Annotated in this window: 17 protein-coding genes and 1 tRNA gene; 7 read left to right on the top strand and 11 right to left on the bottom strand. The window is 50.7% G+C overall.

The features are described 5' to 3' along the window. Window positions 1–4: 4 nt before the first annotated feature. From ACTS3T_RS19670 to ACTS3T_RS19660, 3 genes are all read right to left on the bottom strand, one after another. A tRNA-Gly gene (locus ACTS3T_RS19670) sits at window positions 5–76 on the bottom strand. 96 nt (window positions 77–172) lie between these two features. Further along, window positions 173–3,373, bottom strand: a complete 3,201-nt coding sequence (locus tag ACTS3T_RS19665; protein WP_462935418.1) for an efflux RND transporter permease subunit — start codon at window positions 3,371–3,373, stop codon at window positions 173–175. A 187-nt stretch (window positions 3,374–3,560) separates the two neighbouring features. Continuing rightward, window positions 3,561–4,868, bottom strand: a complete 1,308-nt coding sequence (locus ACTS3T_RS19660; protein WP_462935417.1) for an efflux RND transporter periplasmic adaptor subunit — start codon at window positions 4,866–4,868, stop codon at window positions 3,561–3,563. A 435-nt stretch (window positions 4,869–5,303) separates the two neighbouring features. On the opposite strand from ACTS3T_RS19660, the gene ACTS3T_RS19655 reads away from it, so the two are divergent. The 4 genes from ACTS3T_RS19655 to ACTS3T_RS19640 all read left to right on the top strand — a co-directional run bounded on the left by ACTS3T_RS19655 (window position 5,304) and on the right by ACTS3T_RS19640 (window position 9,051). Next, window positions 5,304–6,152 (top strand): Npun_R2479 family HD domain-containing metalloprotein, encoded by an 849-nt coding sequence (locus ACTS3T_RS19655; protein WP_377967691.1) that lies wholly within the window; start codon window positions 5,304–5,306, stop codon window positions 6,150–6,152. A 14-nt stretch (window positions 6,153–6,166) separates the two neighbouring features. Then, complete coding sequence (locus ACTS3T_RS19650) at window positions 6,167–7,324, top strand: AI-2E family transporter (RefSeq protein WP_377967693.1); 1,158 nt, start codon at window positions 6,167–6,169, stop codon at window positions 7,322–7,324. Window positions 7,325–7,359: 35 nt separating this feature from the next. Then, entirely contained in the window at window positions 7,360–8,499 is a 1,140-nt protein-coding gene (locus tag ACTS3T_RS19645; RefSeq protein WP_377967695.1) for an ABC transporter permease, read from the top strand. A 168-nt stretch (window positions 8,500–8,667) separates the two neighbouring features. After that, window positions 8,668–9,051 carry a hypothetical protein gene (locus ACTS3T_RS19640; protein WP_377967697.1) on the top strand — a complete coding sequence of 128 codons (384 nt, stop codon included), beginning with the start codon at window positions 8,668–8,670 and terminating at the stop codon, window positions 9,049–9,051. A gap of 113 nt (window positions 9,052–9,164) precedes the next feature. On the opposite strand, the gene aroF is transcribed toward ACTS3T_RS19640, so the two are convergent. Then, window positions 9,165–10,025, bottom strand: coding sequence for a 3-deoxy-7-phosphoheptulonate synthase (gene aroF, locus ACTS3T_RS19635; RefSeq protein WP_377967699.1), 861 nt, complete (start codon window positions 10,023–10,025; stop codon window positions 9,165–9,167). 646 nt (window positions 10,026–10,671) lie between these two features. Between aroF and ACTS3T_RS19630 the strand changes: the two genes are divergently transcribed. Continuing rightward, window positions 10,672–15,147, top strand: coding sequence for a DUF4347 domain-containing protein (locus tag ACTS3T_RS19630; RefSeq protein ID WP_377967701.1), 4,476 nt, complete (start codon window positions 10,672–10,674; stop codon window positions 15,145–15,147). A gap of 62 nt (window positions 15,148–15,209) precedes the next feature. On the opposite strand, the gene ACTS3T_RS19625 is transcribed toward ACTS3T_RS19630, so the two are convergent. Together ACTS3T_RS19625 and ACTS3T_RS19620 are read right to left on the bottom strand one after the other, a co-directional pair. Beyond that, entirely contained in the window at window positions 15,210–15,521 is a 312-nt protein-coding gene (locus tag ACTS3T_RS19625; RefSeq protein WP_377967703.1) for a DUF1816 domain-containing protein, read from the bottom strand. A gap of 365 nt (window positions 15,522–15,886) precedes the next feature. Next, complete coding sequence (locus ACTS3T_RS19620; RefSeq protein WP_377967705.1) at window positions 15,887–16,744, bottom strand: SDR family oxidoreductase; 858 nt, start codon at window positions 16,742–16,744, stop codon at window positions 15,887–15,889. A 332-nt stretch (window positions 16,745–17,076) separates the two neighbouring features. Between ACTS3T_RS19620 and ACTS3T_RS19615 the strand changes: the two genes are divergently transcribed. Continuing rightward, complete coding sequence (locus tag ACTS3T_RS19615; RefSeq protein WP_377967707.1) at window positions 17,077–17,451, top strand: hypothetical protein; 375 nt, start codon at window positions 17,077–17,079, stop codon at window positions 17,449–17,451. 13 nt (window positions 17,452–17,464) lie between these two features. Here the strand turns inward: ACTS3T_RS19615 and ACTS3T_RS19610 are convergent, their stop codons facing one another. The 5 genes from ACTS3T_RS19610 to ACTS3T_RS19590 form a co-directional block, all read right to left on the bottom strand. After that, window positions 17,465–18,793 (bottom strand): FAD-binding oxidoreductase, encoded by a 1,329-nt coding sequence (locus tag ACTS3T_RS19610; protein ID WP_377967709.1) that lies wholly within the window; start codon window positions 18,791–18,793, stop codon window positions 17,465–17,467. An 87-nt stretch (window positions 18,794–18,880) separates the two neighbouring features. After that, window positions 18,881–19,678, bottom strand: a complete 798-nt coding sequence (locus tag ACTS3T_RS19605) for a glutathione S-transferase (protein ID WP_377967711.1) — start codon at window positions 19,676–19,678, stop codon at window positions 18,881–18,883. A gap of 167 nt (window positions 19,679–19,845) precedes the next feature. Next, window positions 19,846–21,282, bottom strand: a complete 1,437-nt coding sequence (locus ACTS3T_RS19600; protein WP_377967713.1) for a GAF domain-containing sensor histidine kinase — start codon at window positions 21,280–21,282, stop codon at window positions 19,846–19,848. A 643-nt stretch (window positions 21,283–21,925) separates the two neighbouring features. After that, window positions 21,926–22,648, bottom strand: a complete 723-nt coding sequence (locus ACTS3T_RS19595; protein ID WP_462935416.1) for a GUN4 N-terminal ARM-like repeat domain-containing protein — start codon at window positions 22,646–22,648, stop codon at window positions 21,926–21,928. A gap of 244 nt (window positions 22,649–22,892) precedes the next feature. Further along, window positions 22,893–23,552, bottom strand: coding sequence for a response regulator transcription factor (locus ACTS3T_RS19590; protein WP_377967717.1), 660 nt, complete (start codon window positions 23,550–23,552; stop codon window positions 22,893–22,895). A 266-nt stretch (window positions 23,553–23,818) separates the two neighbouring features. Between ACTS3T_RS19590 and ACTS3T_RS19585 the strand changes: the two genes are divergently transcribed. Then, window positions 23,819–25,243: an NADP-dependent isocitrate dehydrogenase gene (locus tag ACTS3T_RS19585; RefSeq protein WP_377967719.1), complete on the top strand. Its 1,425-nt coding sequence runs from the start codon at window positions 23,819–23,821 to the stop codon at window positions 25,241–25,243. Window positions 25,244–25,428 lie beyond the last annotated feature (185 nt).

Raw genomic sequence — 25,428 nt, 5'->3', positions numbered from 1 at the left:
ACTAAGCGGATGATGGGACTCGAACCCACGACATTCAGCTTGGGAAGCTGACGTTCTACCACTGAACTACATCCGCCAATAAAATCACAAGATTAGATTGAAGGCAGAAGGATGAAAACTAAGAAAAGCATCCTAATCGCCCATCTTTTTGCAGATTTCAACCATTATAAGGCTACTTGCCAATTGGGTAACGCGTTTCTGGCGCTTCTTTCAACATTTGAGGCGATCGCGCTTCTGCCGGAGCTGCGGTATCGGTAACGCGTCCTAAAAACTGGCTAAGGCGGTTTTGCAAACTGTCAACATAGGTGAAAAATACAGGCACTACTACCAGCGTCAACAGGGTAGAAAGAGTAAAGCCACCAATAACAGCGATCGCCATCGGGCTGCGAGTTTCGCCGCCTGCACCAATTTCTAACGCGATCGGCACCATCCCCGCCACCGTTGAAATAGACGTCATCAAAATAGGGCGCAGGCGAGTAATGCCCGCCGCCATCACCGCTTGCCGTCGCGACTGACCCTGCTGCCGCGCCATCAAGGCATAGTCCACCAGCAAAATTGAATTTTTAGTCACCAACCCCATCAACAGCACAATGCCAATGAGGGCAAAGAGTCCCAGAGGTTTTTGAGTAATTAAAAGACCCAAAAAAGCGCCGCCGATGGAAAGGGGCAGCGCCATCATCACGGCAAAGGGATAGAGGAAGCTGTTGTAGAGCAGAATCAAGACGGCAAAAATCATCAGCACCGCTGTGCCCAGCGCCAAACCAAAGCGACTAAACACATCTCGCATAATCTCGGCATCACCCGCTGGCTCTTGAGTAACGCCAACGGGCAGGTTTTGCAGAGTGGGTAGCTGATTGACCGCCGCGATCGCTTCGCCTAGCGTCAGCCCTTGCAGGTTAGCGCCAATACTCACCTGACGAGCGCGATCAAAGCGGCTAATTTCGGCTGGGCCGCTGCCAAAGTTGATATCAGCAACGGCAGCTAGTGGCACTAACTGCCCCGACTGACTTGGAACCTTGAGATTTTCAAGGGTGGTTAAATCAGAGCGAAACTCAGGCGCTAGCCGAACCCGAATGGGAATTTGCCGATCGCCCAAATCAAAATCTGCGAGGTTGGCGTCTGTATCGCCTAGCGTTGCTAAAGAAGCCGTACGGGCGATCGCTTGAACAGACACACCCAAATCTGCCGCCCGTTGGGGATTAGGGCTAACCAAAATTTCGGGCTGCACCAGGCTGGCGCTAGAAGTCACCTCTACTAAGCCAGAGAGTTGGCGCATTTCTTGCGTTAGCGATCGCGCGGCTTTATCTAAAGCGACGGCATCTTCACTCTTTAGCACAATGGTTAAGTCTTTACCCTCGCCAGACGCGCCCTGACTGCGAAAGCTAATACGAGCCCCCGGAATTTGTTGAAAAAACTGTCGGGCTTGTTGGCGAAACTCAGCTTGAGACACTGTGCGATTGGGCTTAAGGCGCACAAATAACTCAGCGCCATTCACCCCGTAGCGTCCGCCTTCGAGGGAAAAAATGCTATCGACATCCGGCTGAGCGCTCAACTGCTCTGACAAACGCCGCGTAACGGCTTGCGTATTCTGCAACGTTGAACCAGGTGGTAATTCTGCCGTTAGCGTCACCAGGTCGCTATCTTCCGCCGTAAACAAATTGGTTGGCAGCAGAGGAACGAGCATTAAACTGCCCACAAAAAAGAGCAAAGCCAAAGCCAGCGTAACTAACCGATGGCGCAAAGCTGCCCCCAACAAGCGACGATAAGGATAAAGACCCCGCTTTGTCGGGGGCGCGATCGCTGCATCGTAGCCATTTTGAGCACGACTGCCGTTGCCATTCGTGTGAGCTTTTTGAAAGCCATTCTGACTGGCCGGAACTGCTGCGGGTTTGGCCTTAAGTAAATAAGCTGCCATCATCGGCGTCATCAGTCGCGCCACCAGGGTAGAAAACATCGTAGCCGTTGCCACGGTGACGCCAAACGGCTGAAAGAACTGCCCCGGAATCCCCCCCATAAAAGCAACCGGAATAAACACAGCCACGATAGTAGCCGTCGTGGTAATGACGGCTAGCCCCACTTCGGCAGTTGAATCGATCGCGGCCTGGTAGGGGCGCTTGCCCATGCGAATGTGACGTTCGACGTTTTCAATTTCTACAATGGCGTCATCGACCAGGTTGCCAACGGCCAGCGTTAAAGCCAGCAACGACATGCTGTTGAGCGTATATCCCAAAGCTTGAATGACTAAAAATGTCGGGATAATCGAAAGCGGCAAAGCACAAGCTGTAATTAGCGTGGCTCGCCAGTCTCGCAAGAAAATACCGACGACGACAACCGCGAGGACACACCCCATTACCAGGGCATCAATAGACGCTTGGTAAGAGTCGCGAATGTCGGTTGCTTCGGTAAAAATAAGCTCAAAGGTAAGATCGCTGGGCAAGCTGGGTTTTAAGTCGGCGATCGCCTGCTCGACGGCTTCTTCTACGGAGACTAAAACGCTGCCATTGCTGCGAAAGACCGAGAAAGTGACGGTGGGTTGGTTGTTGAGAAAAGCAGACTGTCGAACCTCAGCAAAATCATCTGCAACACTGCCCAAACTGGCTAAAGGCACCGTGTTGCCATTGCTCAGTACAATTGGAAACTCAGCGATCGCCTCGACGGTTTCAGCACTGCCTAGAGTTCGTACCCCCTGTTCTTGTCCGGCCACGTCGGTGCGGCCACCGGGTAAGTCAATATTGAAGCTGCGGATTTGGTCGTTAACCTGCGTAGCTGTAATGCCCAAAGCATTGAGCCGAGCCGGATTGAGATCGACACGAATTTCGCGATCGACGCCGCCACCGCGTTCTACCTGAGCCACTCCCGGCACGGCTAGCAAAGCGCGACTAATCTCGCGATCCACCAGTTCGCTGAGTTCGGCAACCGAGCGCTGGGGCGAGCTCACCGCATAACTCAAAATAGGGCCGCCCCCAAATTCTAGTCGGCGGATATTAGGTTCTTGCGCGTCTTGAGGCAAATCTTGACGAATCCCAGCGATCGCATCTCGCACATCATTGGTGGCGCGATCAGTATTGGTACCCAACACGAAGCTAATCACCGTCGTTGAACTACCGTCGTTAACCGTAGAGGTGATCTGATCGATGTTGCCCAGCCCCGCCACCGCGTCTTCTACCTTTTTGGTAACCTGAGTTTCTAATTCTTCTGGCCCTGCTCCGGTTTGGGTAACCGTAACCCGCACCGCTGGAATATCAATATTGGGGTTGGCGTCAATGCCTAGCTGGCTAAAAGCAACCAGCCCTGCCACCGTCAGCACCAGAAAGAGGACAATCGTGGGAACCGGATTGCGAATAGACCAGCTTGAAGAGGAGGGAGAAGCCATAAAGGGTAGCGGGGGAAGGACGCGGTTAAGGGGAAAGCGAGGCAGCGGGACGGGTGAGCAGAGCGGCAGAATTGCTGGCGTTTGTCAGGTGAGCAGACCCTTAGCAGGGTTGAAGCGGTGGGGCAGGCGGGGGCACCGCTGATGGGGCTTTTGCCCAAGCTTTGTCTATGCGCTGCCGCTGCTCGAATTACTCCAGAGCCGGAACGACTTCAACGCGATCGCCCGATTGCAAATAGCCAGCGCCAGATGTGACAACGCGATCGCCCCTTTCTAGCCCTGCTAAGATTTCAATTCGAGCGGCTTGCCCTGGGGTAGGCGGCAGGCGATCGCCGATTTGCACCGTTTGGGCTTGCGCTAAGCCTTCAGCCTGCACCACAAAAACCTGGTACTGGCCGTCATTTTGCGGCAAAACGGCGGCGGCGGGCACCGTCAGACCTGGGGCAGAATCTGTGACAATTGCGGCGCTCAAAAACATACCAGATTGCAAAAATGGACTCGACGGCAAGCTGATTTTGACCTGAGCAGTACGGCTCTGAGGATCAATCAGCGGCTCAATCTGCCGCACGCTGCCTGTTAGCTGAATCCGATCGTCACTGTCGGACGTAATTTGAACGGGCGCACCCAGCGATATCTGTGCCAATTGCGTTTGCGGCACCTCAGCCGACAGTTCGAGTTGGTCATCGCGAATCAAGGTAAAGAGAGCCGTCCCCGTAGAGGAGACATCGCCCACTGTGGCGGTCTTTTCGGCAATAGTTCCGGCGCTAGGGGCTTTGACAACGGTTTGCTCAAGCTGGGTTTCTAATCGCTGGCGCTCAGCCCGCTGGCTGCGGACGTTGGCTTGAGCGCTGTCAATATTTGCCTCGGCCACCCGGATCGATTCTGCTGCTGTGAGGGCTTGAGTCGCCCGCGATTGAAGCTCTTCTTGGCTGATGGCACCGCGCTCGGCCAAACTTCGGTATCGCTGCAGGTTTTGCTGAGCCTCTGCTTGGCTGGCTTGGGCTTGGGCTAGCGTTGCTTGCTGCTGCGTTACCTGGGCTTCGGCGGCAGCAATTTGGGCTTCGGCCTGTTGAATTTGAGCCTGGAGCGTCGCATCATCCAAAATGGCTAAGGGTTGACCCGCCGTTACGCGATCGCCTTCCCGCACCAATACCTGCTGAATTTGCAAACCGCTGACTTGGGGAGCTACCTGTAAAAGATCGGTCGCTTCAACCGTACCCGTGGTTTTGAGGGTACGGTTAACGGTGGTCATCTGAGCCGTTTCTATGGCAACGCTTTGGCTCGCCACCGGGGCTAGCGCTGCCGATTCGGTCGCTGGCGGTTGACGATTCAAAAACAAACGGTTGCCTAACAGGGCGATCGCCAATCCTAGCCCCAAACCCAGCATTAGCCCTCGGCTACCCCCTAGCCAATTCTGCTGATGGGGAGGGGCTACAGGCTGGTGAGGCAAAATTTCAGCGGTCTCCTCGTCAGCATCAGAGAAACTTGGGTAGGTCACAGGAATCCTGAGAAAATCAGAAGTAAATGTTAACAAATATTGATTTCTATTGTGACTTATTTCTTTCCGCCAGGGTTATCTTCCGCTCGGCGGGTTCCGCTCTAACGGATTCACCTGAGCTTTTAATGTCAGCCAGCGGTCAGCCGTTTTTTTGACGCTTTTAAAAAGTATTGACCGCAATCACACCCAAAAAGGTTTCTACCTGCTCAAATAGAGTCAGGTCTGATCAACTCCTGGGTCAAAATTCCAAACAGGGTGTCCCTACCACTCGTGTGATAGCGTGACAACACTGGCATCTGAGCCTTTGAGCCTAGACCGCTCTCGCTTCACCCAACACTTGAGTACCTGTCTTTTGCCACCAGCAAAGTCTTAGTCTGAAGACAGCAAGTTTGGGTCTTAATCTATCCCATCAAACCTAAGAACGAGTGTCCGCGCATGTTTAACGCTACTGAAATTCTAATTGCCGACTTTGTTGACAAGATTAGAACCGGATATCATCGCACTTATGGCGGCCTGAAGCCCAACTACGAAGACATTATTGCTTGGGCGGGTAGCATGGCGCTTGAAAATATTGCCAATAGCGATGCGCTTTATCACAACGTTGAACACACTATCTTAGTCACCCTGGTAGGGCAGGAGATTTTGCGCGGCAAGCACATCCGCGAAGGGGGCGTCACCTGCGAAGACTGGCTCCACTTTATTATTTCGCTGGTGTGTCATGACATTGGCTATGTCAAAGGGGTTTGTCGGGACGATCGCGATCGCGAAGGCATCTATGCCACCGGGACAGCCGGAGAGGTGGTACAGCTAGAACCAGGGTCTTCAGACGCGTCTCTCACGCCTTACCACGTTGATCGGGGCAAGTTGTTTATTGAAGAGCGTTTTGGCAAAAACAGCATTATTGATGCCGAACTGATCAAATACAACATCGAGCTAACGCGCTTTCCCGTTCCTAAAGAAGAAGATCATCAAGACACGCAAAACTATCCAGGCTTATTGCGAGCCGCAGATTTAATTGGGCAGCTCAGCGATCCTCGCTACTTGCGCAAAATTAGCGCCCTGTTCTACGAGTTTGAAGAAACGGGACAAAACAAGTTTCTCAAGTACCGCGATCCGGGCGATTTGCGTCGTAACTATCCCAAGTTTTACTGGAACGTCGTTCATCCTTATATTCAAGATGGCTTGCGCTATCTTTCGCTGACGCAGGAAGGTAAGCAGATTATTGCTAACCTGTATTCAAACGTCTTCGTGGTTGAAAACGAAGCCATGGTGACTTCTCTGTAGTCTTTTTCAAGGTGATGGAGCGATTTTTTTCTCCGTTGCAGCGGCTGTTGCTAACCTGGCTGCTGTTAATTGTTACAGGCTCCTTAACGTTGGATGCCCTTAGCTTTGTCAGCGAGATTTTGAGCATTCTGGTTGCCGCTGGGCTAATTGCCTTTTTGCTCGACTACCCGGTCGCTCGGCTACAAAAGCTTGTGCCTAGAGGCATTGCGGCGGTTCTGGTCTATGGGCTAGCTGGTATTACCGTGGCGCTGGCGGGGCTGACGGTGGTGCCGCTAATTTTAGAGCAAGGGCGATTACTCAGCACTAATTTCCCCAATTTGCTAGACTCAGCCCGACAGCAGCTACACGAATTTCAGGCTTGGAGCGAGTTGCGGGGGCTTCCCTTTGATGTGCCGTTGGTCGAGCAGCAAATTTTGTCACAGCTCAAGCAGCCAGCGCAAGCGATCGCCTCAGGTAGCTTAAATATCGTCTTGGGCACCTTCAACGGCTTTTTGGATTTGATTTTGATTTTGGTGCTGTCGTTTTACATGCTGCTCGATGGTGAACGGGTTTGGCGAGGCTTGACGGCTTTTTTAGCGCCAGAAGTTCGTCGCCGTTTGACTCAGTCTTTACGCAGCAATTTGCAGCGGTTTGTGTCGGGGCAGCTTTCGCTAGGGCTATTTATGGCTATTGGTTTGGCTTTTGGCTTCTGGCTGCTGCGGGTACCGTTTTTCTTGTTGTTTGCTGTTTTTATCGGCACGTTAGAAGTTTTGCCTTTTGTCGGCGCCACGATTGGCATTACCATTGTCACCCTGATTGTGGCCTCTCTGAATTTGTGGAAAGCGCTACAGGTGGTTGCTCTAGCGATCGCGCTGCAACAGGTCAAAGACAATCTTGTAGCGCCTCGCATTATGGGTAATCTGACAGGACTCAGCCCAGTCATTATCTTTTCGGCTTTGCTGCTAGGGGCGAGAGTGGGGGGTTTGCTAGGGGTGATTTTGGCAATTCCGCTGACAGGATTTGTACGCAGTTTGGCCGAAATTTTGCTAGACCCGACCTTACCGCCGCAAACGGGGCAGTTTTTTTGCAATCCTTTAGCCAAAGCCGCCAACGAAGCAGACGGGATGGATTTTGCTAAGAAGCAATCGGCGATCGCCCCGGCACTGGCTGAAGAAGAACCCACTTCGGTTTAGTACACTAAATACACCCTTCAACCGAGTCAACGTTTATGACCTGGTGGCAAAAACTCAAACGTAATCGGCTGGCTCGCTTCGGTGCGGCCATTTTACTGCTGTTTTATATTGTCGTTGTTGGGGCGAATTTCTTTGCCCCTTACGGGCCTTATTCAGTACAGCCCAATGGTTCGCTGCTGCCGCCAACGCAGGTTTACTGGCGCAATCAAACGACGGGTCGGTGGATAGGGCCGCATGTTTACCCCACCGAACAAGGCCCTGTAGAGCTAGAAACTGGCGATCGCGAACTGACGGCCAACTTCAACCAGCCTTGTCCATTGCGGCTGTTGGTAAAAGGCGACGAGTATCGTTTACTGCGCTTACAACTTCCTTTGCCCACTCGCTTTTCCCTCCGCCAACCCCAGTTTGAAGACGTGACGCTGCTGCCAGGTATTCGCAGCGATCGCCACCTGTTTGGTGCCGTTGGGCCAGCTCGGATTAATCTTCTAGGCACTGACGAACAGGCTCGCGATCAGCTAAGTCGGCTAATTCATGGCGGCAGAATCAGCCTCACCATTGGCCTGGTCGGCATTGCGGTTTCTTTTCCCTTGGGGCTTTTGGTTGGCGGTATTTCGGGCTATTTTGGCGGCATCTTGGATGCGGTTTTGATGCGCTTTGTTGAAGTGCTGATGACGATTCCCAGCATTTATTTACTGGTGGCTTTGGCGGCGGTGTTGCCGCCTTCTCTAACCAGTGCCCAGCGGTTTTTGCTAATTATTTTGATTACTTCGTTTGTGAGTTGGGCTGGGCTGGCGCGGGTGATTCGCGGCCAGGTACTTGCCATCAAAGAGCAAGAGTTTGTGCAAGCGTCTAGGGCGATGGGTGGGCGATCGCTGCATATTATCACCCGTCATGTGCTGCCGCAGACGTCAACCTACGTCATTATTTCAGCGACACTAGCCGTACCCAGCTTTATCATTGCTGAGGCTGTTTTGAGCTTAATTGGCTTGGGCATTCAAGAACCGGATCCCTCCTGGGGTAATATGCTCTCTTCTGCCACCAATGCCTCAATTTTACTGCTGCAACCTTGGCTGATTTGGCCACCAGCCGCGCTAATTGTATTGACGGTGCTATCGTTTAACCTGCTAGGCGATGGCTTGCGCGATGCCCTCGATCCGCGCAGCTTGAAACAATAGCGCCAACTGGCTACTCGCAGCAAAATTAGCTTTGACCAATAGCTTTGTAGCTTGGGATGGCCAATTCTACCGATTGCGCTTTATCTTAACCAGGGGCTTGTCAAGCGTCAGCGGTTAAGAGTCAATAGGAAAAGGGCTTTGGTTTTCTGCTGCTATTAAAAAGGATCTATGCCGCGCATTTGGCGTTTTGTTGTTCTGGTGGGTTGTATTTTAAGCTTGAGTGCCTGTAGCTTTTGGCAAGAAGGGCCAACTAAAGCTGTGGTGCAGCAGGCGATCGCGCTGCAAGCGCAGCAAATTCAGCAAGACTTGCTTCAGCAGCTTTCGCCTAAATCAACCGAGCTGCCCAAACTCAGTATTAGCGATGTCAAAATTGAGCGTCGTCGCCTCGTTTCTTTACCCTCTGCCGCTTATCAGGTCAACGGCACCTACAGCGCCAAAATAGAATTTTCTAACCGCACTCTGACAGAACGGGAAAATCTATTTGAAGTGTATTTACAACGCCAGCCTGAGAGCGAAACCTGGCTGTTAGTTCGTCCGTCCCAGCCAGATTAACCCCCTGAACTAGCTGGCCTGTAGGCGCAAATTTGCCCAAAGCTGAGCGCCTTGCACCCATCGCTTCTCGGCGCAACCCGCCCCTACAGGCATGATTGGTCTGGTTAGCAACCTTAAGCGATCGCCAATTCGGGCTGCTTCGTCTTCAGGCTAGGGATCCGCCGCCCCACGGCTTCAGCAATCGGTTTCAGGCTGTGAACCAGCGCCACCATTTCCTCTAGCGAAAGAGCCTGCCGCGCATCAGAAACTGATTTTTCCGGTTCGGGGTGGCACTCAATAATCAAGCCATCTGCCCCCGCTGCGATCGCGGCTTTGGCTAAATTGGGTACTAATTCGCGCAGTCCGGCAGCATGGCTAGGGTCAACAATGACAGGCAAATGGGTAATCTGTTTCAGCGCCACAACAGCGCCTAAATCCAGCACATTGCGGGTGTAGTTATCAAAACTGCGAATACCGCGCTCACACAGCATCACGTTAGGATTGCCGTGGCTAACAACGTATTCTGCCGCCATAGCAAATTCGGCAATCGTGGCAGCTAGACCGCGCTTGAGCAAAATCGGCTTATCAACTTCGCCCAACGCCTTTAGCAGGTCAAAGTTTTGCATGTTGCGACTGCCCACCTGCAAAACATCGGCATGGGCAGCAACGGCTTCAATTTGGGCGATCGCCATTACTTCAGTTACAACTGGCTTCTGAAAACGCTGGCGAATATCGGCCAAAATTGTAAGCCCCGCATTTCCCATCCCTTGGAACGCATAGGGGGAAGTGCGGGGCTTGAAAACGCCTCCTCGAAGGGCTTGAACAGGCCCTAGTGCTAATCGAGTCGCCACCTGTTCCATTTGAGCCAAACTTTCGACCGTACAAGGGCCGCCGATAATCAGCAGTTCCTCACCACCGACGGTGACCCCATCAGCTAGTTCAAGGCAGGTTTGGTGAGTGGCGTGAGACTTGGTAATTAGTTTTGCGTCTTTCATAAGAATCCTAGCGGTAAGGTTGAACTGAAATAAGAGCCATTAAAAAACCCGAAACCTTTGCAGGCTCCGGGTGAGAAAAAGTGCGCAGTAGCGACTTCACCCGGAGCCTGTCCCGGTGTAAAAAAAGCCAAAAAACCAATTTTGTGTGTGGGTAATCATGCAGGGTCTGAAGGAAACTTAGCCAAAACAAAAACCGCAGAGGTTGCTCTGCGGTTCACGAAAAGGTATACGACGATGTGGCGTCACCCCTCGTGAACCTCCGTAAAAAACCAAAAATAAAATCGATGTGCGGCTTTAGGCATCGTTAAAAACTGTTTCTGTCTGGATTTAAGGTAACAGGGGTTACTCGAAAGCGTCAACTGTCCATGCGGCTGATTCGGAACCTTATTACGAAAGCAAGTTCATTAAAAGAAAATATACATTTACCGAATCTTGCAAAACATCCGGAATACTCACCGGTAGGTTGAAAGAGATTTTCAGTACAAAAGCGGGTAAATTTTCAGCTTTAGTCAGCTTGACTAAATAAGACTCGCAATTTGTACAAGTTTGTTTCAGTACTTTTACTGCAATAAACTTCAGGGGAAGAAAAACTACCGTCGCACCGATTCAGATTCGATATTTGTTCTTGCGAAGGAGTCAGCCGACTGTGGAAAGTTCCGTTCCCACCTTAGAATCGTTTGCAACTTCAGCGACTTTTTCAACTTATTTACCCGAAATTGGGCTTCAGCCCGCTTCTCATCTCGTCTTTGTTGATTCAGCCATTGCCCAATACGAACAGCTAATAGCCGGGATCAGCGCCTCGGCGGAAGTCATCTTGCTCAATACTGAGCAAGCAGGCATTCACCAAATTAGTGAAGTCCTGCGCGATCGCCAAAATATTGCTAGCCTTCACCTCATTTCTCACGCTCAGGCAGGGCGTCTGGCTCTAGGCTCAACTGAGGTTGACTCAAATACCTTATTTAGCGATCGCGACCAGCTAGCGATCTGGGCTAACGCGCTGACTGACACAGCCGATATTCTACTCTATGGCTGTAACGTTGCTCAAGGGGAAACAGGGCAGGCTTTTATTCGCCAACTCAGCCAGTTGACAGGGGCGGATGTGGCCGCTTCCGACGATCTCACAGGCAATGCTGATTTAGGGGGTGACTGGGTTTTAGAAGCCCGCATCGGTGAAATCGAAGCTGCGATCGCCTTGACCCCCGAATTACAACAAAGCTACGCAGGCGTTTATGGCGACGTTTCAAGCGACGCCCTCGTTACTCACCTTACCTTTGACGAAACGGCTGGCACCCAAGCGGCAGATATCTCACCCTACGGGACTAACAACGCTGGCAGCTTAAAAAGAGAAGCCCGCTTCAGCACAACGCATACTGCTTTGGCGGGTGCCGTCACCCTCGACGGCATTGATGATTACGTAGAACTTGCTAACTCCAGTGACATCAATCTCGGTAGCCACGCCCAGCGCACGATTGCTACCTGGTTCAAAGTTAACGACACATCATCAGCCAGCCACAAACAAGTTATTTACGAAGAAGGGGGAGCTTCCAGGGGTCTCAATATCTATGTTCACGCTGGCCAGCTCTATGTCGGGGGCTGGAATGAACCTGAAAGTGGCTGGGCAGGCACGTTTCTCTCTACCGACGCCATTAGGGATGATACCTGGCATCAAGTCACATTGGTTTTAGAGGCAGAAGCCAACACGAGAAACGTTCAACCCGGTGCCTTTAGAGCCTACTTAGATGGTGTCCTCTTTGGCGAGGGCAGCGGCTCCCAGCTTTGGCAGCGCTCAGGCAACATTGGCATTGGCGCTATTAACAACGCTACTCAGTTTCATAGTGGTGACTTTAATGGCACTGCCGTTCAAAGTCTAGCGGGAGAAGTTGCCGATTTTCGCATTTATAACCGGGCCCTCAGCGCCCTAGAAGTTGAAACCTTATCTACGCTTGAAGCTACCTCATCACCGCCTCCCAACAATTTGGCTCCTCCGGCTGTAATGCACCTTGCTTTCGATGAACCTAGCGGTACCCAAGCTGCCGATACTTCCACTAGCGGCTTAAACAACCCAGGAACCTTGCGCAATGGTGCTGTATTTGTAGACACTGGCAACGCCTTAGCTGGTGCCGTTGAGTTTGATGGGGTCAATGACTACGTCTCCGTGAACGATTCATCCGATATCAACGTAGGCACTTTTAGTCAACGTACCGTCTCACTTTGGTTTCAGGCAGACGACGTCAATGTCACCAATCGTAAGCAAGTTCTGTTTGAAGGGGGCGGTGCCACCCGAGGACTCAACGTTTATTTAGATAGCGGCCAGATCTATGTCGGCGGCTGGAATCTGCAAGAAAGCGGTTGGTCAGGAACTTACCTTTCTACCGATGCTGTCAGTCACCAGTGGCATCATGTAGCGCTAGTTTTAGAAACGCCTGCAAGCTCCAGCGGTGTTGAATCTAACGCCTTTGTGGCTTATTTAGATGGGGTTGAGTTTGGCCGAGGTGAGGGTTCTAAACTATGGAGCCACACCGATGATATCGGCTTCGGAGCCATTAACGGAGGGACTCGCTTTCATAGCGGTAACGCTTCTGGAACTGGCTCTCAAGCTTTTGGTGGGCGCATAGCAGATGCCCGCCTTTATAACCAAGCCTTGAGCCAAACCGAAATTGCTGACTTAGCCAGTCTGCTTGGTTCAGCACCCATCGAAGAAACTATAGAAAATTTTGTTTTCCCAGAAGATGCAGGGGTTGTAGATGTTACGGACTATGGAGCCATCCCCAACGACGGGCTAGACGATACAGCCGCCATTCAGCAAGCCCTAAATGAAAATACGGGTGATAGCTATATTTTCTACTTCCAAAATGGCGTTTACGACATCAGCAACACACTCACGTTAGGGGCTTCAGAAAAGCGGAGCATTTTTCAAGGGCAAAGCGAGGCTGGAACGGTGCTGCGCTTGATGGACAGTGTTAGCCCCAGTTTTTCCGGTGCCATTCTTCAGACTGGTGGCATTAATAACACCACGGCTGATCGCTTCCGTAACGCTGTGCGCAACTTGACGCTAAATATTGGCGTTAACAAGCCCAATGCTAAAGGGTTGCAGTTTTGGGCTAACAATCAAGGCACCGTCAAAGATGTCACCATTCTCTCGGAAGACGGCCAGGGAGACATTGGTTTGGACATGGCCTTTGATGACGCAATTGGGCCACTGCTTGTACAAGGGCTGACGGTAGATGGCTTTGACTACGGTATTGTGACCCGCTGGCCGACGGCTAGCCAAACCTTTGAAGACATTACCCTGACCAACCAAAACGTTTATGGCTGGTGGAACACGTCTTCTCAGCGGGTATTTGCGCGTGATGTCAAAAGCACCAATGCTGTGACGGCTATTCTCAACAATGGCGAAGCTGGATTTGTCTTGACTGACTCGGTGCTAACGGGCATAGGAGCAGCCAACAATCTTCCTGCCATTGTTACTCAAAAGTCAATGTACATCAGCAATACAGAAACTTCTGGCTATAGCTTAGCCCTGGACAATATCGTGAGCTTTGGCCGTGGCAATCCTGATGTTTTGCCCGGTTACATTGAAGCCTATTCAGGCAATGGCTCTGGTGATAACCGCTCTGGAGCACCTTTTGAACTGTTTGACTCGCCCGATCGCCTGCTGAAGTTACCTGTAGAAGACGCCCCTGTTATTCCTTGGGATACTAACTTTAGTAACTGGAGCGGGCCGCATTTGCACGTGACTGAAGTTAACGGTGTACTCAGCGGCGTCCCCAATGATTTGTTGGACGATACTGCTGCCATTCAAGCGGCGATCGACTCAGGTGCAAGCACAATTTATATTCCTCAAGGCGAATGGGCTTTAGATGGCACCCTAAACCTACGGGGCAATGTCGTCCGCTTTATCGGCACTGAAGCGCTGCTAGAAGCAGGGCCTAATGGGGTTATTCGGATTCTAGATGATACGTCTGCGCCTCTGGTGATTGAGCGATTAGAAGGATTGGGGCGTATTGAACACGCTAGCGATCGCACTTTAGTGCTTAACAACTTGCAAGGGTTTGAGTACGTACCAGGTATTAATGCCCCTGGAGATGTATTTATCAATGACAGCGTCGGCGCTGCCTCTACCTTCCGTAATCAGCGTGTTTGGGCGCGTCAGCTCAATATCGAAGGGAATAACCAAGCTGATCCCAATATCGAGGCTAAGATCCTCAACGACAACAGCCAAGTCTGGATTTTAGGGCTTAAAACCGAAGATCCCGGTACCGTCATTAAAACCATCAACGGCGGTTCAACTGAACTGTTAGGCACTTTTCATGCCGGAAGTGGCACCTCCAATACAAGCAATCCTCGCTTTGTTACGGTTGACGCCGCCTTTTCTGTCGCTGGGGTTTATGGCGGCAACTTTGCCCGCTGGGCTAGCGAAACCCGCAACGGCACAACCCGCACAACCAATACCTTCAACCTCGCTGACGCTTATACAGCCTATGCCTTTGGAGATGAATTGTGGGGACATTGGGCTTTTGAAGGTACCACCACTGATAGCTCTAGCTACAGTCACGATGGGGCGCTTGCAGGCGGTGCAGGGTTTTCTGGCAACGCGGCTGTCGGTGAGCAATCTCTGCGCTTAAACGGCAATGCGCAGTCTTTTGAAGTGCCCAACTTTCTTTCCCCTAGCCAGCAAATTACGCTAGCCACCTGGGTTAAAAGCGATCGCGCCACCTGGAATGCTGACAATGCCTTGATTAGCAAAGGCGATGGTTTTAGATTAGCGCCCATCGCAGACACGCAACGACTATCGTTTGGGTTTGTAGAAAGCCAGAAAGGGGGAGACTGGCGCACGGTCGAATTCGACCTGGCTAGCCTGACGAACTTTGACCTAACTAGCTGGCACCACTATGCAGCCACTTACAACTACAACACCGGGGATCTACGGCTGTATGTAGATGGCCTACTGCGCGTCAATACTCGCTTGACAGACACCCCGCAGCTAACGCAAGACTTATCCCCTTTGCAGATTGGCTACAACGCCGAGCTTGACACCTACTTTGCTGGCCAAATCGACGAGGTGCGCCTCTATGGTCGAGCTTTGAGCAGCGCCGAAATAGCAGCGTTAGCTGCCGCCTAAAGCAGGGACAGCACTCAACAGTCAGCGCAGGGTGGGGTTCAACTTCGTCGCTGCTTAGCTGCTTACTGAAGCTGTAATTCAGAAAACCCCTCTAGCTGGGTCAGGCGCTGTTGCGCAGTTTCTCCTTCAATAGTAAGCTCCGGCGGATTACCTTGAACTAAAGTCGGTGGGAAGACTTTAGCTCCCTCGGCGCTGAGATCTTCTAGATAACCTTCTTGGTAAAGCTGTGCTTCTTGCGGGGTTTCGAAAGGCCCAAAATAGTAAATACAGGTGGGTTGGTCAGTAATGATTTGGAGCCACCAAGGTTGAACACTGGTTTCGGCCTCACCTGCCAATTTTGAAAAGAAGTTTTTAAGCGTATCGAGCAGCGACATATGATAATCCCCGGTTAGCTTCTGCAACTATTAAAGAACCAACAGTATTAAGCAGACCTCAACTTAATGCATTATTTTCTAGAGAAAATATAAAATTTAGTGAGACCCCCGGTCTGACTCAGCGTAGCGATCGCTAAAGCGGAAGGTAGAAGGCGGAAAGATGCATGAAAGGTTTTTCATCAGCGGCTTTCAACCATTTAAGCGCTTTAGCTCTGATAGCTACAGCTATATCTGGCGTCCTTGGCTACATTGTAACGACCCCAGCGACAGCGGTGCACAAATGGCCAACTTTAACTAAACCACCTGTGCATCCGCCTAAACTCCCTCTGGTGATAGGTTTTCGCAGGAGCAATTTGGGTATTCGCTCAAGCCCCTACGACGACGCCACCATTTGGGTGAAGTACCTGACCTGTGATGTAAGAAGAATCTTCAGAGGCCAAAAAGACAAAGCAGGTGGCAACCTCAACTGGCTGACCCGGACGCTGCATCGGGACTTGTTTGCCAAAACCCTCTACCCGTTCTGGTGGAAAAGCGTCGGGAATAAACGGTGTCCAAATGGGGCCAGGGGCTACACCATTGACGCGAATGCCTTTTTCTAATAAGGGTTGAGCCAGCGATCGCGTCAAAGCCAGAATAGCGCCTTTGGTTGTAGAGTAGCTCAAAAGCGAGGCGTTGCCTTTATAAGCGTTGATAGAAGTGGTGTTGATAATAGTGCTGCCTTCTTTTAGATGAGGCAAGGCAAATTTTGTAAAGTAAAAGAAAGAGAAGACGTTGGTGCTAAAAATGCTGCCTAATCGAGCGGCGTCAATATCTTCGATTTTTTCGAGATATTGCTCAGCGGCATTGTTCACTAAGATGTCTAGCTTGCCTAATTCTTGAACCGTTTTTTCCACGGCTTCTTGGCAAAACTGCTCGTTACTGATATCACCCGGAATTAGCAAGCACTGACGGCCCAAAGCCTGAACCAGGCGCTGGGTTTCTTCGGCATCTTCGTGTTCGTCAAGGTAGACGATGGCGACATCAGCTTCTTCTTTGGCATAGAGAACCGCTACAGAACGACCAATACCGCTATCGCCGCCCGTAATGAGGGCAACTTTGCCCTTGAGCTTACCGCTACCGCGATAACTGTCGCGATCGTATTGAGGTTTGGGCGTCATTTCCGCTTCGTGGGCAGGTTTTTTATCCTGGCTTTGAGCGGGTATTTGATCAGCCGTAATTGCCATGTTGAGATCTCCTGAATGTCTGTTTTGCTCATGACCAGCGCCAGGAATTGCCTGGGAAACAGCCTGGGCTAACCTAGTGGCTCTGTCATAAGCTAACGAGAAGTCACAACTGGATTAATCAACCGCAAGAAATAAGCTGGGTAAAAAGCAGTCAGCCTGTAGGCAGGTGTTAGGGAAGTTAAAACGCTAGCAGCCATCTTGAGCGCTGGTGGCAGCTAGCTGTCGGCCATCTCTACGTCAGCAGGGGGGAAATCCGCTGGTAGCAGACTCAACGGCGATCGCGCTCAGCGTCACAATAGAGAAAGGAAACCACCCAACCCTCCGTAAATTCCATGCGTGTTCAACCTTCTACTTTGATTCACTTAGGCTTTGGCAAATATGTTCGCTCTGATCAGGTGACGGCTGTTGTTCCTTTAGAAGGGGCTGAGCGGGGGCCAGGTCAGCGTACTTTAGTGTATCTAGAAGGGCATAGCCAACCGATTGTGGCGTCTCGGGCTGACGGTTCTTTGGTTCGAGATTTGGTGCAAGATCCCCATGAGGTAACTCAAGGGCGGCAACAACAAGAAATTTTGAGCGATTTACTGAGCGATCTCAGTGGCGTCAATGCAACCGTTCGCCGAATCTGTCGCGACCAAGGCGGTTTAGATTTAGATAGGCTAGAGCGTCGTATTCGCGATGTCATCGACGAAATGCCTCAGGCGGCCTAGGGCGAACAAAGCTTCAAATGCCGCCGACAAACCGCCCCGGACTCGAAAGACAATGGGGATCAAACTGGTGTTTAAGCTGCCGCATCAGTTCCAAAGCATTGCCTCTATAGCCCCAGATATCAATTTGCTGCTTAAGTTCAAGCGGTGCCTGAAGCAACGTTAAAAAACCGCCGAGAGCTTCACAGTGCGATCGCAGTTGCGTAATGGGTTCAGCCGCGATCGCACCTGCTAACCGCAGCGTACCCAAACCGCTGCCGACATGAATTCGCCCCATGACCTGTAGCTCACCTGGGCGATTAAACCGCTCAATTGCGGCTAAAAACTCAGCGACTTTAGCCGGAGGAATACCCAGCTTGCAGCTTACGGTGTTAGCTGTTGCCTCTTTGTCAGACCAAAGAATAGCTTGAATTTGGCTCCAAAACTGACCATCAGCCGTTTGGGTAAACAAGTGCAGTTGCAACTTTAAGCTCTGGCAAAGGGCTTTGAGTTGGTCAACCTGAGCAACCACGCCTGCCTGGATTGTTTGAAATCGAACGGCCAACCCAGCCGCAGCCGTGTGGCCTAAGGCAGAAAGTAACTCAGCCGACAAGACATCTAGGCTAACAGGTGTCAGTACAGAAGTTTTAAGCGTGCGGCAAAGCTGAGCGATCGCCGCTGGCGCACCTGTAACCAAAACAGTTTCAGAACTTTCGGGTAGCGGATAAGTGCGAAACGTCACCTGGGAGATCAGAGCCAAACTACCATAAGACCCCGTCAGAAGCTTCATCAAATCGTAACCCGCTACGTTTTTAACAACTTGCCCCCCGGCCTTAGCCGTTTGCCCATCGTGCCGCACAAAATGGATCCCAATCAGCATGTCGCGGACGCTGTTATAGCGCTGACGCAAAGCGCCTGTATCGGCTGTAGCGACAATGCCGCCCAGTGTTGCCTGGGCTGGATAGGCGGGATCAATAGCTAGAAATTGCTGGGTAGCGGCCAAGGTCGTTTGCAAACTCGCAAAGGATAGGCCCGCTTCTGCTGTAAAGACCAAGTCGCCTACGGCATGGTGCAGTAAACGGTTGAGTCGGCCTGTGCTAACAACTACATCAACCTGAGTGGCCAAGCCGCCCCAGTGGAGCTTGCTGGCTTGTCCCGCTGGTAAAATTCGCCAGCCATTCTTGTAAGCACAGCGAACAACCTCCACTAGCTCAGCTTCCGCCTGCGGATAGACCACACAAGGCTGGGGAGCGTTTGCCGCGATCGCCTGTTGCAATTTAGCGATCCAAGTAGGTTCGAGTTGCTCCCCCCTAATGACTTGCTGAGGGGTAAGCAAAGCTTCGAGCTGCTGAGCGATCGCGGCCATTGCGAATGTAACTTATCTAAAGCAATCAACTTTCAGTGTACGCTGTTAGCTCCCTCACAGGACTGAAAGTTTTAGCTTTAGCCAGATTCAGTCAATGCTAATGGATTGGGGGCCAGAGCCAACCGTTTCTGCTGTTGTTGGAACTCGCACCTCGCGGTAATCGGCATAAAGGCGATCGCGCCAGCTAAAGAAAGGACGATAAGCCGGATCGTCTGCTAACCCAGGCACCCCTTTGCCACAAATGCCATCAGGCAGATCAACATACTGCTTATCAGGAAACTTGATATACATCGATAAGCCAGCCACCGCAAAATCGGCCAAAGTTGGCTGCTCACCAACCAGGTAAGGACGCTCCTGTAGTAGCAAACGCAGGGCTGCCAGGTTTTGTTGCAAAATTCCATGAGCCGCCTTGACAGCTTCAGTGCCAAACCCAATACCTGTACCCAGTAGGCTCAGTACGTCTCCAGGCACAGCCCCGACCAAGCTTTTGAGCAGCTCCGGCGTGGAAGCTGGCAGCAGTGCAGTGCGAAAATTGGGGTGCTGGTTGAAGGCACCAATCATGGCAGTACGAGCGTTCAGCCCAATAGATTCGTCCGCCCAAGCTTCCATGATCAAACAGAGTCCTCTTTCTGTGGGCGTGGTTGGCAGAATGGGACGCTCAGGATATTTCTCATCTAGATAGTGAGCGATCGCTGTTGAATCGGGAATGACCTCATTTTCGTCTTTCAAAACCGGAACTTGCCGCTGTCCGGACATGCGATAGAGATCGATTTGACCCACACCCGGCGCTACCTCAACTTTGCGATAAGGCAGTTGCTTGTAATCTAAAATGAGACGGACTTTTTCACTGTAATGTGATCCTTCAAACTGATACAGTTCCAGCATTGCGATTTTTCTCCACTCAGGCAATAGCGCTATTTCCCTAGCCAAACATAGCGCAGAGTTCGCCTCTTTCTCAGCGTTGGAGTAAAAATCTATCTTTGGATACGGCGCTTAGCCAGCGTTCTATTTTCAACGGCTGATGACCTTGTCAGACCCAGTCCCGCTGAGGGCTAAAAATTTTGGGCGACTGCTACCGTGGTCACTTCTTCGGCAAGCTGTGGCAAGCTAACCACATAGCGGTAGCCACTTTCCAAAGAGCCTTGCAGCGTTAAAGAGCCACCATGAATTTCGGTCAGTTGGCGGCTGAGCAAAAGGCCCAACCCTTCTCGAGAAATTTCGGCCTTCGTGGCTTCTGAGGCTTCTAGCATCGTTTGCAGATTGGCTTCTAAGCTCAGGTCTGGTTTGGCACCTACTGGGTAGCTATAGCGGGGATCTACAACTACTTGCTCATTCAAAGAAATTTCTAGAAGCTGATCGAGCGATAAAATTGACTGCGGTAAACCTTCTCCGAGCCAGGGATGTGAAAACCAAACAGCGATATTCAGGCGATCGCCCTTGCGAGAAATATGGAGGCGTACAGTGCCCCCTTCACTGGCCAAGCGAATGACGCTATAGACCAGATGGTAAATTAACTGCTTGATCTTGCTTTTGTCTAAAACCCAAATGCGAGAGCCCGGTTCAACCGACAAGCTAATGCTTTGGTCTTGTTGCTGAGCCAGAGGCTCTAAACTACCGATCGCTTGTTGGCTAAGCATCTCCACATCTGCGGGGGCTAGGCTCAGTTGCCGATAGTCTTCTTGAGAAGTTCCTAAGCCAATGATTTCATCCATCAGGTTTAGCACTGTCTGGCTGCTATTGCGGATGATACCGGCATATTCCTTTTGCTTTTGGGTCAGCGGTCCGTAAATTTCCCGACTCAGCATACTGGCCATCCCCATAATGGAGGTGAGCGGGTTACGCAGTTCCTGAGTTAGCTGAGCAATCAGTTCAATGCGAACGGCATTGATAGTAGATTGCAAAGAAGTTTCAGCTTTGGGTTGAAAGCTAAGGGCTGAGGTCGCAGGTGCCTGATCGCGGGAGGTTGCTTGAAATAAGCGATCGCGCTCAAACTCGCTAATGCTCCAGCGGGCGTTGAGTTCTAAAAACGCCGTGTCTTGAGCCGTGAACTGTCGAGGTACCAAGTCCATGACTGCTAAGCTGCCAACACACTCACCGCTAGAAATCATTAGCGGCACACCCAAATAAGATCGAATGCCGTAATGCTGTACTAGGCGACTTTGAGCAAATTCAGGGTGTTTGGCAATGTCTTCTACCGTTAAGACCTTAGCACTATCAATAACCTGAGAGCATAAGGCTTCTTGCCGAGGCAAGCGACGTGAGGCGGCTAGCTGGTTCATCAAGCCTAGCTGCGAAAGACCCACAGCTGACTTAAAAAACTGAAAGCCGCGATCAGCAACGCTGAAAACGCAAATAGGAACGGCTAAAATTCGAGCGGCAGTTTGAGTGGCTTCGTCAAAAACAGGAATGCTTTCGTCACTGAGCAATCCCAACTCTTGAATAGCGCGAAAACGCTGTTGTTCCGAATCTACAGGTAATGGTTTGTCCATGTGGCATGTCAAATTTTCACATGACTGAATAAGTGACATGCTAGTACCCATGACATATCTAGCACTTTGCTTCATTGACTCCGGTTGCACATCAAAAGCATTACAATTCAAGCATTCCCTAGTGTTGAGCATCTTAAACCTAAGAAAGGCAGGCGCTTTGCTAGAGAATGTGCCTAAAATTGCAGAGCTTTATTTTTAAGATTAAGTAGAAATGCTGGCGTCAGCAATACCTAATTCAGCACCGAAAAAGTCAAAGCTGTCAAAGCATTTTTGGGTAAAAGTGACGATAAAGAACTTGTAAAAAAATGCAGCATTCAGAGGCAATTCTTCAAGTTTAGATTAAGCGCAAAAACCCTTTTTGATAAAAAACTTTAAGTTCAGGCGACCCTAAGCGCTATCCCCCCAAAAGTAGAGTGAATTTGGCTTTTCTGGTTCACCCTTGGAGTAGCCCGCATTTTTTAGCTTTTTGTTAAAGCCATCTAAAAAGCTTGAATTCGTCGCTAGCTGGCAAAAAACGTCACCGTTAGGAAAGGACTAAAAGGCTTTTGGACAGCGGCGATCGCCAAATGATTTTCGCTAAGAGCTAAATTGATTTTAGTCAGTCAGCAATTATCAAACAAAGTATTTAGAAGTGTTTCAGTTTTTAGCTCCAAACCGGATGCGTCAAAAGTGAAGCCATGGCTCGAACGCCTCGCAGTTGATTAGAAAGGGGTAAATGCCCCTCAGGAGCTGATAAATCCCAAATAAATTCGTTAGGATAGCGAGTCCAGGCATTGCCTTTTTTCCAGGCAATTTTCTCCCAAAGTTTTTCCCAATTTTGATTATTGCTTAGCCATATTTGTCGCTGTTTTGAAAAGCCAAATCTACCTTCTGAATAGACCTGCCAAAGCTGATCTAAGGTGTTTAAATCTTGGCCAGGAAAATTTTCGACTTCTGTAAAGTATAGCCAGCCTCGTTGAACAGCCCCCGATCCGGCTAGCTCACAGAGTTTCTTTAGGGTAAGGCGATCTGCCGCTTCGAAGTCTTGACGCAGCAAAGACTGCTGCAACTCGCTATAGTCTAGCCCTTTGTCTGAAAGAGGGGTGACTAAACCGTCAGGCCAGTGGGCTTGCAAAAAAGTTTTTGCCTGGGGAGCATGACTCTGCCACAACAGCCGATAAGCGGTGCCATCTAGATAAGTGATAGCGGGCTGCTGACGTCTAGCTAGCAAAAAATCCATGAGAGGCTGTAGCCCTGGCTCCTCTAGCGTGGCTAATTGGTGAAGGATGGAGAGCTGTTTTTTGGGATTATCAACCTGTAGTTGAGTAAGAAGTTCGGCAATGAAGTTTGAGTCTGTGGGCACGGAGTTAGCGGCAAAGCTGCTCATATCAAAACGGCAATCGTGTTTTTAAGGGTATTTTTTATAGTCGGTATAGCCTGGTAGCTACCTCTGTGCGGAGCATGAGCCAATCGCTCACAGGCAGCGCAAAGCCGCTTTGAACAACGAAAGCGATCGCCTCAAGAGCTATCGCTAAGGTTATCCAGATTCCATAAGGCGCTACTCACTTCCCCTATCGATCATAGAGGGGATCGACCCTTCAGACTAGAGGCAATTGGCAACTCGTTCTTTTCTACTCTTCATCATGGGGTGGACGGTAGCCATGTTCAAAAGCAAAGCGAATTAGCTGTGAGCGATTTTCTAAAGAGAGTTTGCTCAGAATGTTGCTCAAATGAGTTTGTACGGTTCGAGGACTAATAAACAGGCGATCGCCAATTTGCTTATTGGTGTATCCCTGAATCACTTCCCAAAAGACTTTTTCCTCTGCAGGCGTAAGGGGCAAGGGTTGAGGAGGATTGGCATCAGACGAATCAGCATGGACGTTGGCTTGCTGGATTAACCGTACGATTTCCGTATGGATGCGGCGCGATCGCTCTAGTTGGGCTTCAATTTTGGCCACCAGTTCGCGCGGATGGAACGGTTTAACCAGATAATCATCGCCGCCAATGTTGTGGCCTTGCACCCGATCGTCAACTTCGCCGCGACTAGACAAAAAGATAAAAGGAACAAGCTGGCCAATGCGGCTTGAGCGCAAACGACCGCAAAATTCAAAGCCGTCCATCTCTGGCATTACCACGTCTGAAACGACCAGATCGGGCGGTTCCTCCTCAAACAGGGTCAGTGCTTCAACCCCAGAAGCTGCACCTCGCACTATATAGCCGCGATCTTCTAAGTGCCGGGTGAGGGCAGTTCGTAAGGTAATATCGTCATCAACTAATAAAATTCTTTTCATCCGTCTTAATCAGAAACGGTTGTGAAGAGCTATGGCTTTTACCATAAACAACTTAGGAAGCTACTGAATGTTTTGTGGATTATTCTCCACGATATCTAGCAGTTGCCTAGCGTCGACTGTAGTCAAATCTACAGTTTGAAACAAAGTTACAGCATACCTAAGAATTAGGAATGTCGTCAGCGGCTGCACTGGCTCGTTGAGTTGCTGCAACGATGGCTGATACTAGGTAAACATCGTAAATCAGACTAGCCGAACTAACCAACTTTATGTACCAAAAGATTTCGCCGCCTGAAACAGGCCATAAAATTACTTTCCAGAATGGTGAGCCCGTCGTCCCCGATGATCCTATTATTCCCTTTATTCGCGGAGACGGTACAGGCGTTGATATTTGGCCTGCGACTCAAAAGGTTTTAGATGCAGCAGTTGCGGCTGCTTACGGCAATCAACGTCAGATTGTTTGGTTTAAAGTTTATGCCGGGGATGAAGCGTGTGATCAGTACGGCACTTATCAGTATTTGCCGGAAGACACTTTGCAGGCTATCCGGGACTATGGCGTTGCGATCAAAGGCCCCCTGACGACACCAGTGGGGGGTGGCATTCGCTCTCTTAACGTGGCTCTGCGCCAAATTAATGATCTCTATGCCTGTGTCCGCCCTTGTCGCTACTATCCGGGTACCCCTTCGCCCCATAAGCAGCCAGAAAAGCTAGATGTCATTGTTTACCGAGAAAATACCGAAGATATTTACTTGGGTATTGAATGGAAACAGGGCAGTGAAATTAGCGATCGCTTAATCAAACTACTCAACACTGATTTGATCCCAGCTACCCCAGAACATGGCACTAAGCAAATTCCATGGGATTCGGGCATTGGGATCAAACCGATTAGCAAAACCGGATCACAGCGGCTAGTCCGACGAGCCATCAAGCACGCGCTTCGCTTACCCAAAGCGAAACAGATGGTGACGCTGGTTCATAAAGGCAACATTATGAAGTACACCGAAGGCGCGTTTCGCGATTGGGGGTACGAACTGGCCACCAGTGAGTTTCGGCAAGTATGCGTGACGGAGCGTGAGTCTTGGGTACTGAGCAATAAAGAAAAAAATCCAGACATTTCAGTTGATGAAAATGCCCGCAAAATCGAACCGGGCTACGACTCACTCACACCTGAAAAGCAGGCAGCGGTACAAGCAGAAGTCACGCAGATTTTAGAGAGTATTTGGGAAAGTCACGGCCAGGGGCAGTGGCAAGACAAAATCATGGTGAATGATCGCATTGCCGATAGTATTTTTCAGCAAATTCAGACCCGCCCAGATGAATATTCCATCTTGGCAACCATGAACTTAAATGGCGACTATCTTTCAGATGCAGCGGCGGCCATTGTCGGTGGTTTGGGGATGGGGCCAGGAGCCAACATTGGGGATCAGTGCGCCATTTTTGAAGCGACACACGGTACAGCTCCTAAACATGCTGGACTCGATCGCATTAACCCTGGCTCACTCATCCTATCGGGGGTCATGATGCTAGAGTATCTGGGCTGGCAGGAAGCTGCAGACCTGATTCGGCAGGGCATCAGCGCGGCGATCGCGAACCAGGAAGTAACCTACGATCTGGCGCGGATGATGGATCCGCCAGTCGAGCCACTGAAGTGTTCAGAGTTTGCTGAAGCCATTATTCGCCGCTTTAAGCAGTAGGCAGTCGCGATCGCCGCGTGGCGCTTTCGTCGTCCATCCTCTGGAAACTTGGCGATTGTCAAATCTGAGCTGAGGCTATGGGCGGCTGAGGTATGGCTGTAGCCACCAGCGTTGAGATCCTTCAACGCCTGAAAGCTACTGACAGAGAGCTTTCATTCTGCCCTCTGCCCTTGGCCTGTTACCTT

It is taken from the genome of Almyronema sp., from assembly GCF_052168255.1.
In the GTDB taxonomy this organism is placed as follows: Bacteria; Cyanobacteriota; Cyanobacteriia; order Phormidesmidales; family Phormidesmidaceae; genus Sphaerothrix; species Sphaerothrix epifaneia.
The sequence above is the reverse complement of the archived record's forward strand: the minus strand, read 5'-3'. Positions and strand labels throughout refer to the sequence as shown.

Coding starts and splice junctions, on each gene's coding strand:
- ACTS3T_RS19665 (WP_462935418.1), bottom strand. CDS start 3,373: ATGGCTTCTCCCTCCTCTTCAAGCTGGTCTATTCGCAATCCGGTTCCC.
- ACTS3T_RS19655 (WP_377967691.1), top strand. CDS start 5,304: ATGTTTAACGCTACTGAAATTCTAATTGCCGACTTTGTTGACAAGATT.
- ACTS3T_RS19650 (WP_377967693.1), top strand. CDS start 6,167: ATGGAGCGATTTTTTTCTCCGTTGCAGCGGCTGTTGCTAACCTGGCTG.
- ACTS3T_RS19645 (WP_377967695.1), top strand. CDS start 7,360: ATGACCTGGTGGCAAAAACTCAAACGTAATCGGCTGGCTCGCTTCGGT.
- ACTS3T_RS19640 (WP_377967697.1), top strand. CDS start 8,668: ATGCCGCGCATTTGGCGTTTTGTTGTTCTGGTGGGTTGTATTTTAAGC.
- aroF (WP_377967699.1), bottom strand. CDS start 10,025: ATGAAAGACGCAAAACTAATTACCAAGTCTCACGCCACTCACCAAACC.
- ACTS3T_RS19625 (WP_377967703.1), bottom strand. CDS start 15,521: ATGTCGCTGCTCGATACGCTTAAAAACTTCTTTTCAAAATTGGCAGGT.
- ACTS3T_RS19620 (WP_377967705.1), bottom strand. CDS start 16,744: ATGGCAATTACGGCTGATCAAATACCCGCTCAAAGCCAGGATAAAAAA.
- ACTS3T_RS19615 (WP_377967707.1), top strand. CDS start 17,077: ATGCGTGTTCAACCTTCTACTTTGATTCACTTAGGCTTTGGCAAATAT.
- ACTS3T_RS19610 (WP_377967709.1), bottom strand. CDS start 18,793: ATGGCCGCGATCGCTCAGCAGCTCGAAGCTTTGCTTACCCCTCAGCAA.
- ACTS3T_RS19605 (WP_377967711.1), bottom strand. CDS start 19,678: ATGCTGGAACTGTATCAGTTTGAAGGATCACATTACAGTGAAAAAGTC.
- ACTS3T_RS19600 (WP_377967713.1), bottom strand. CDS start 21,282: ATGGACAAACCATTACCTGTAGATTCGGAACAACAGCGTTTTCGCGCT.
- ACTS3T_RS19595 (WP_462935416.1), bottom strand. CDS start 22,648: ATGAGCAGCTTTGCCGCTAACTCCGTGCCCACAGACTCAAACTTCATT.
- ACTS3T_RS19590 (WP_377967717.1), bottom strand. CDS start 23,552: ATGAAAAGAATTTTATTAGTTGATGACGATATTACCTTACGAACTGCC.
- ACTS3T_RS19585 (WP_377967719.1), top strand. CDS start 23,819: ATGTACCAAAAGATTTCGCCGCCTGAAACAGGCCATAAAATTACTTTC.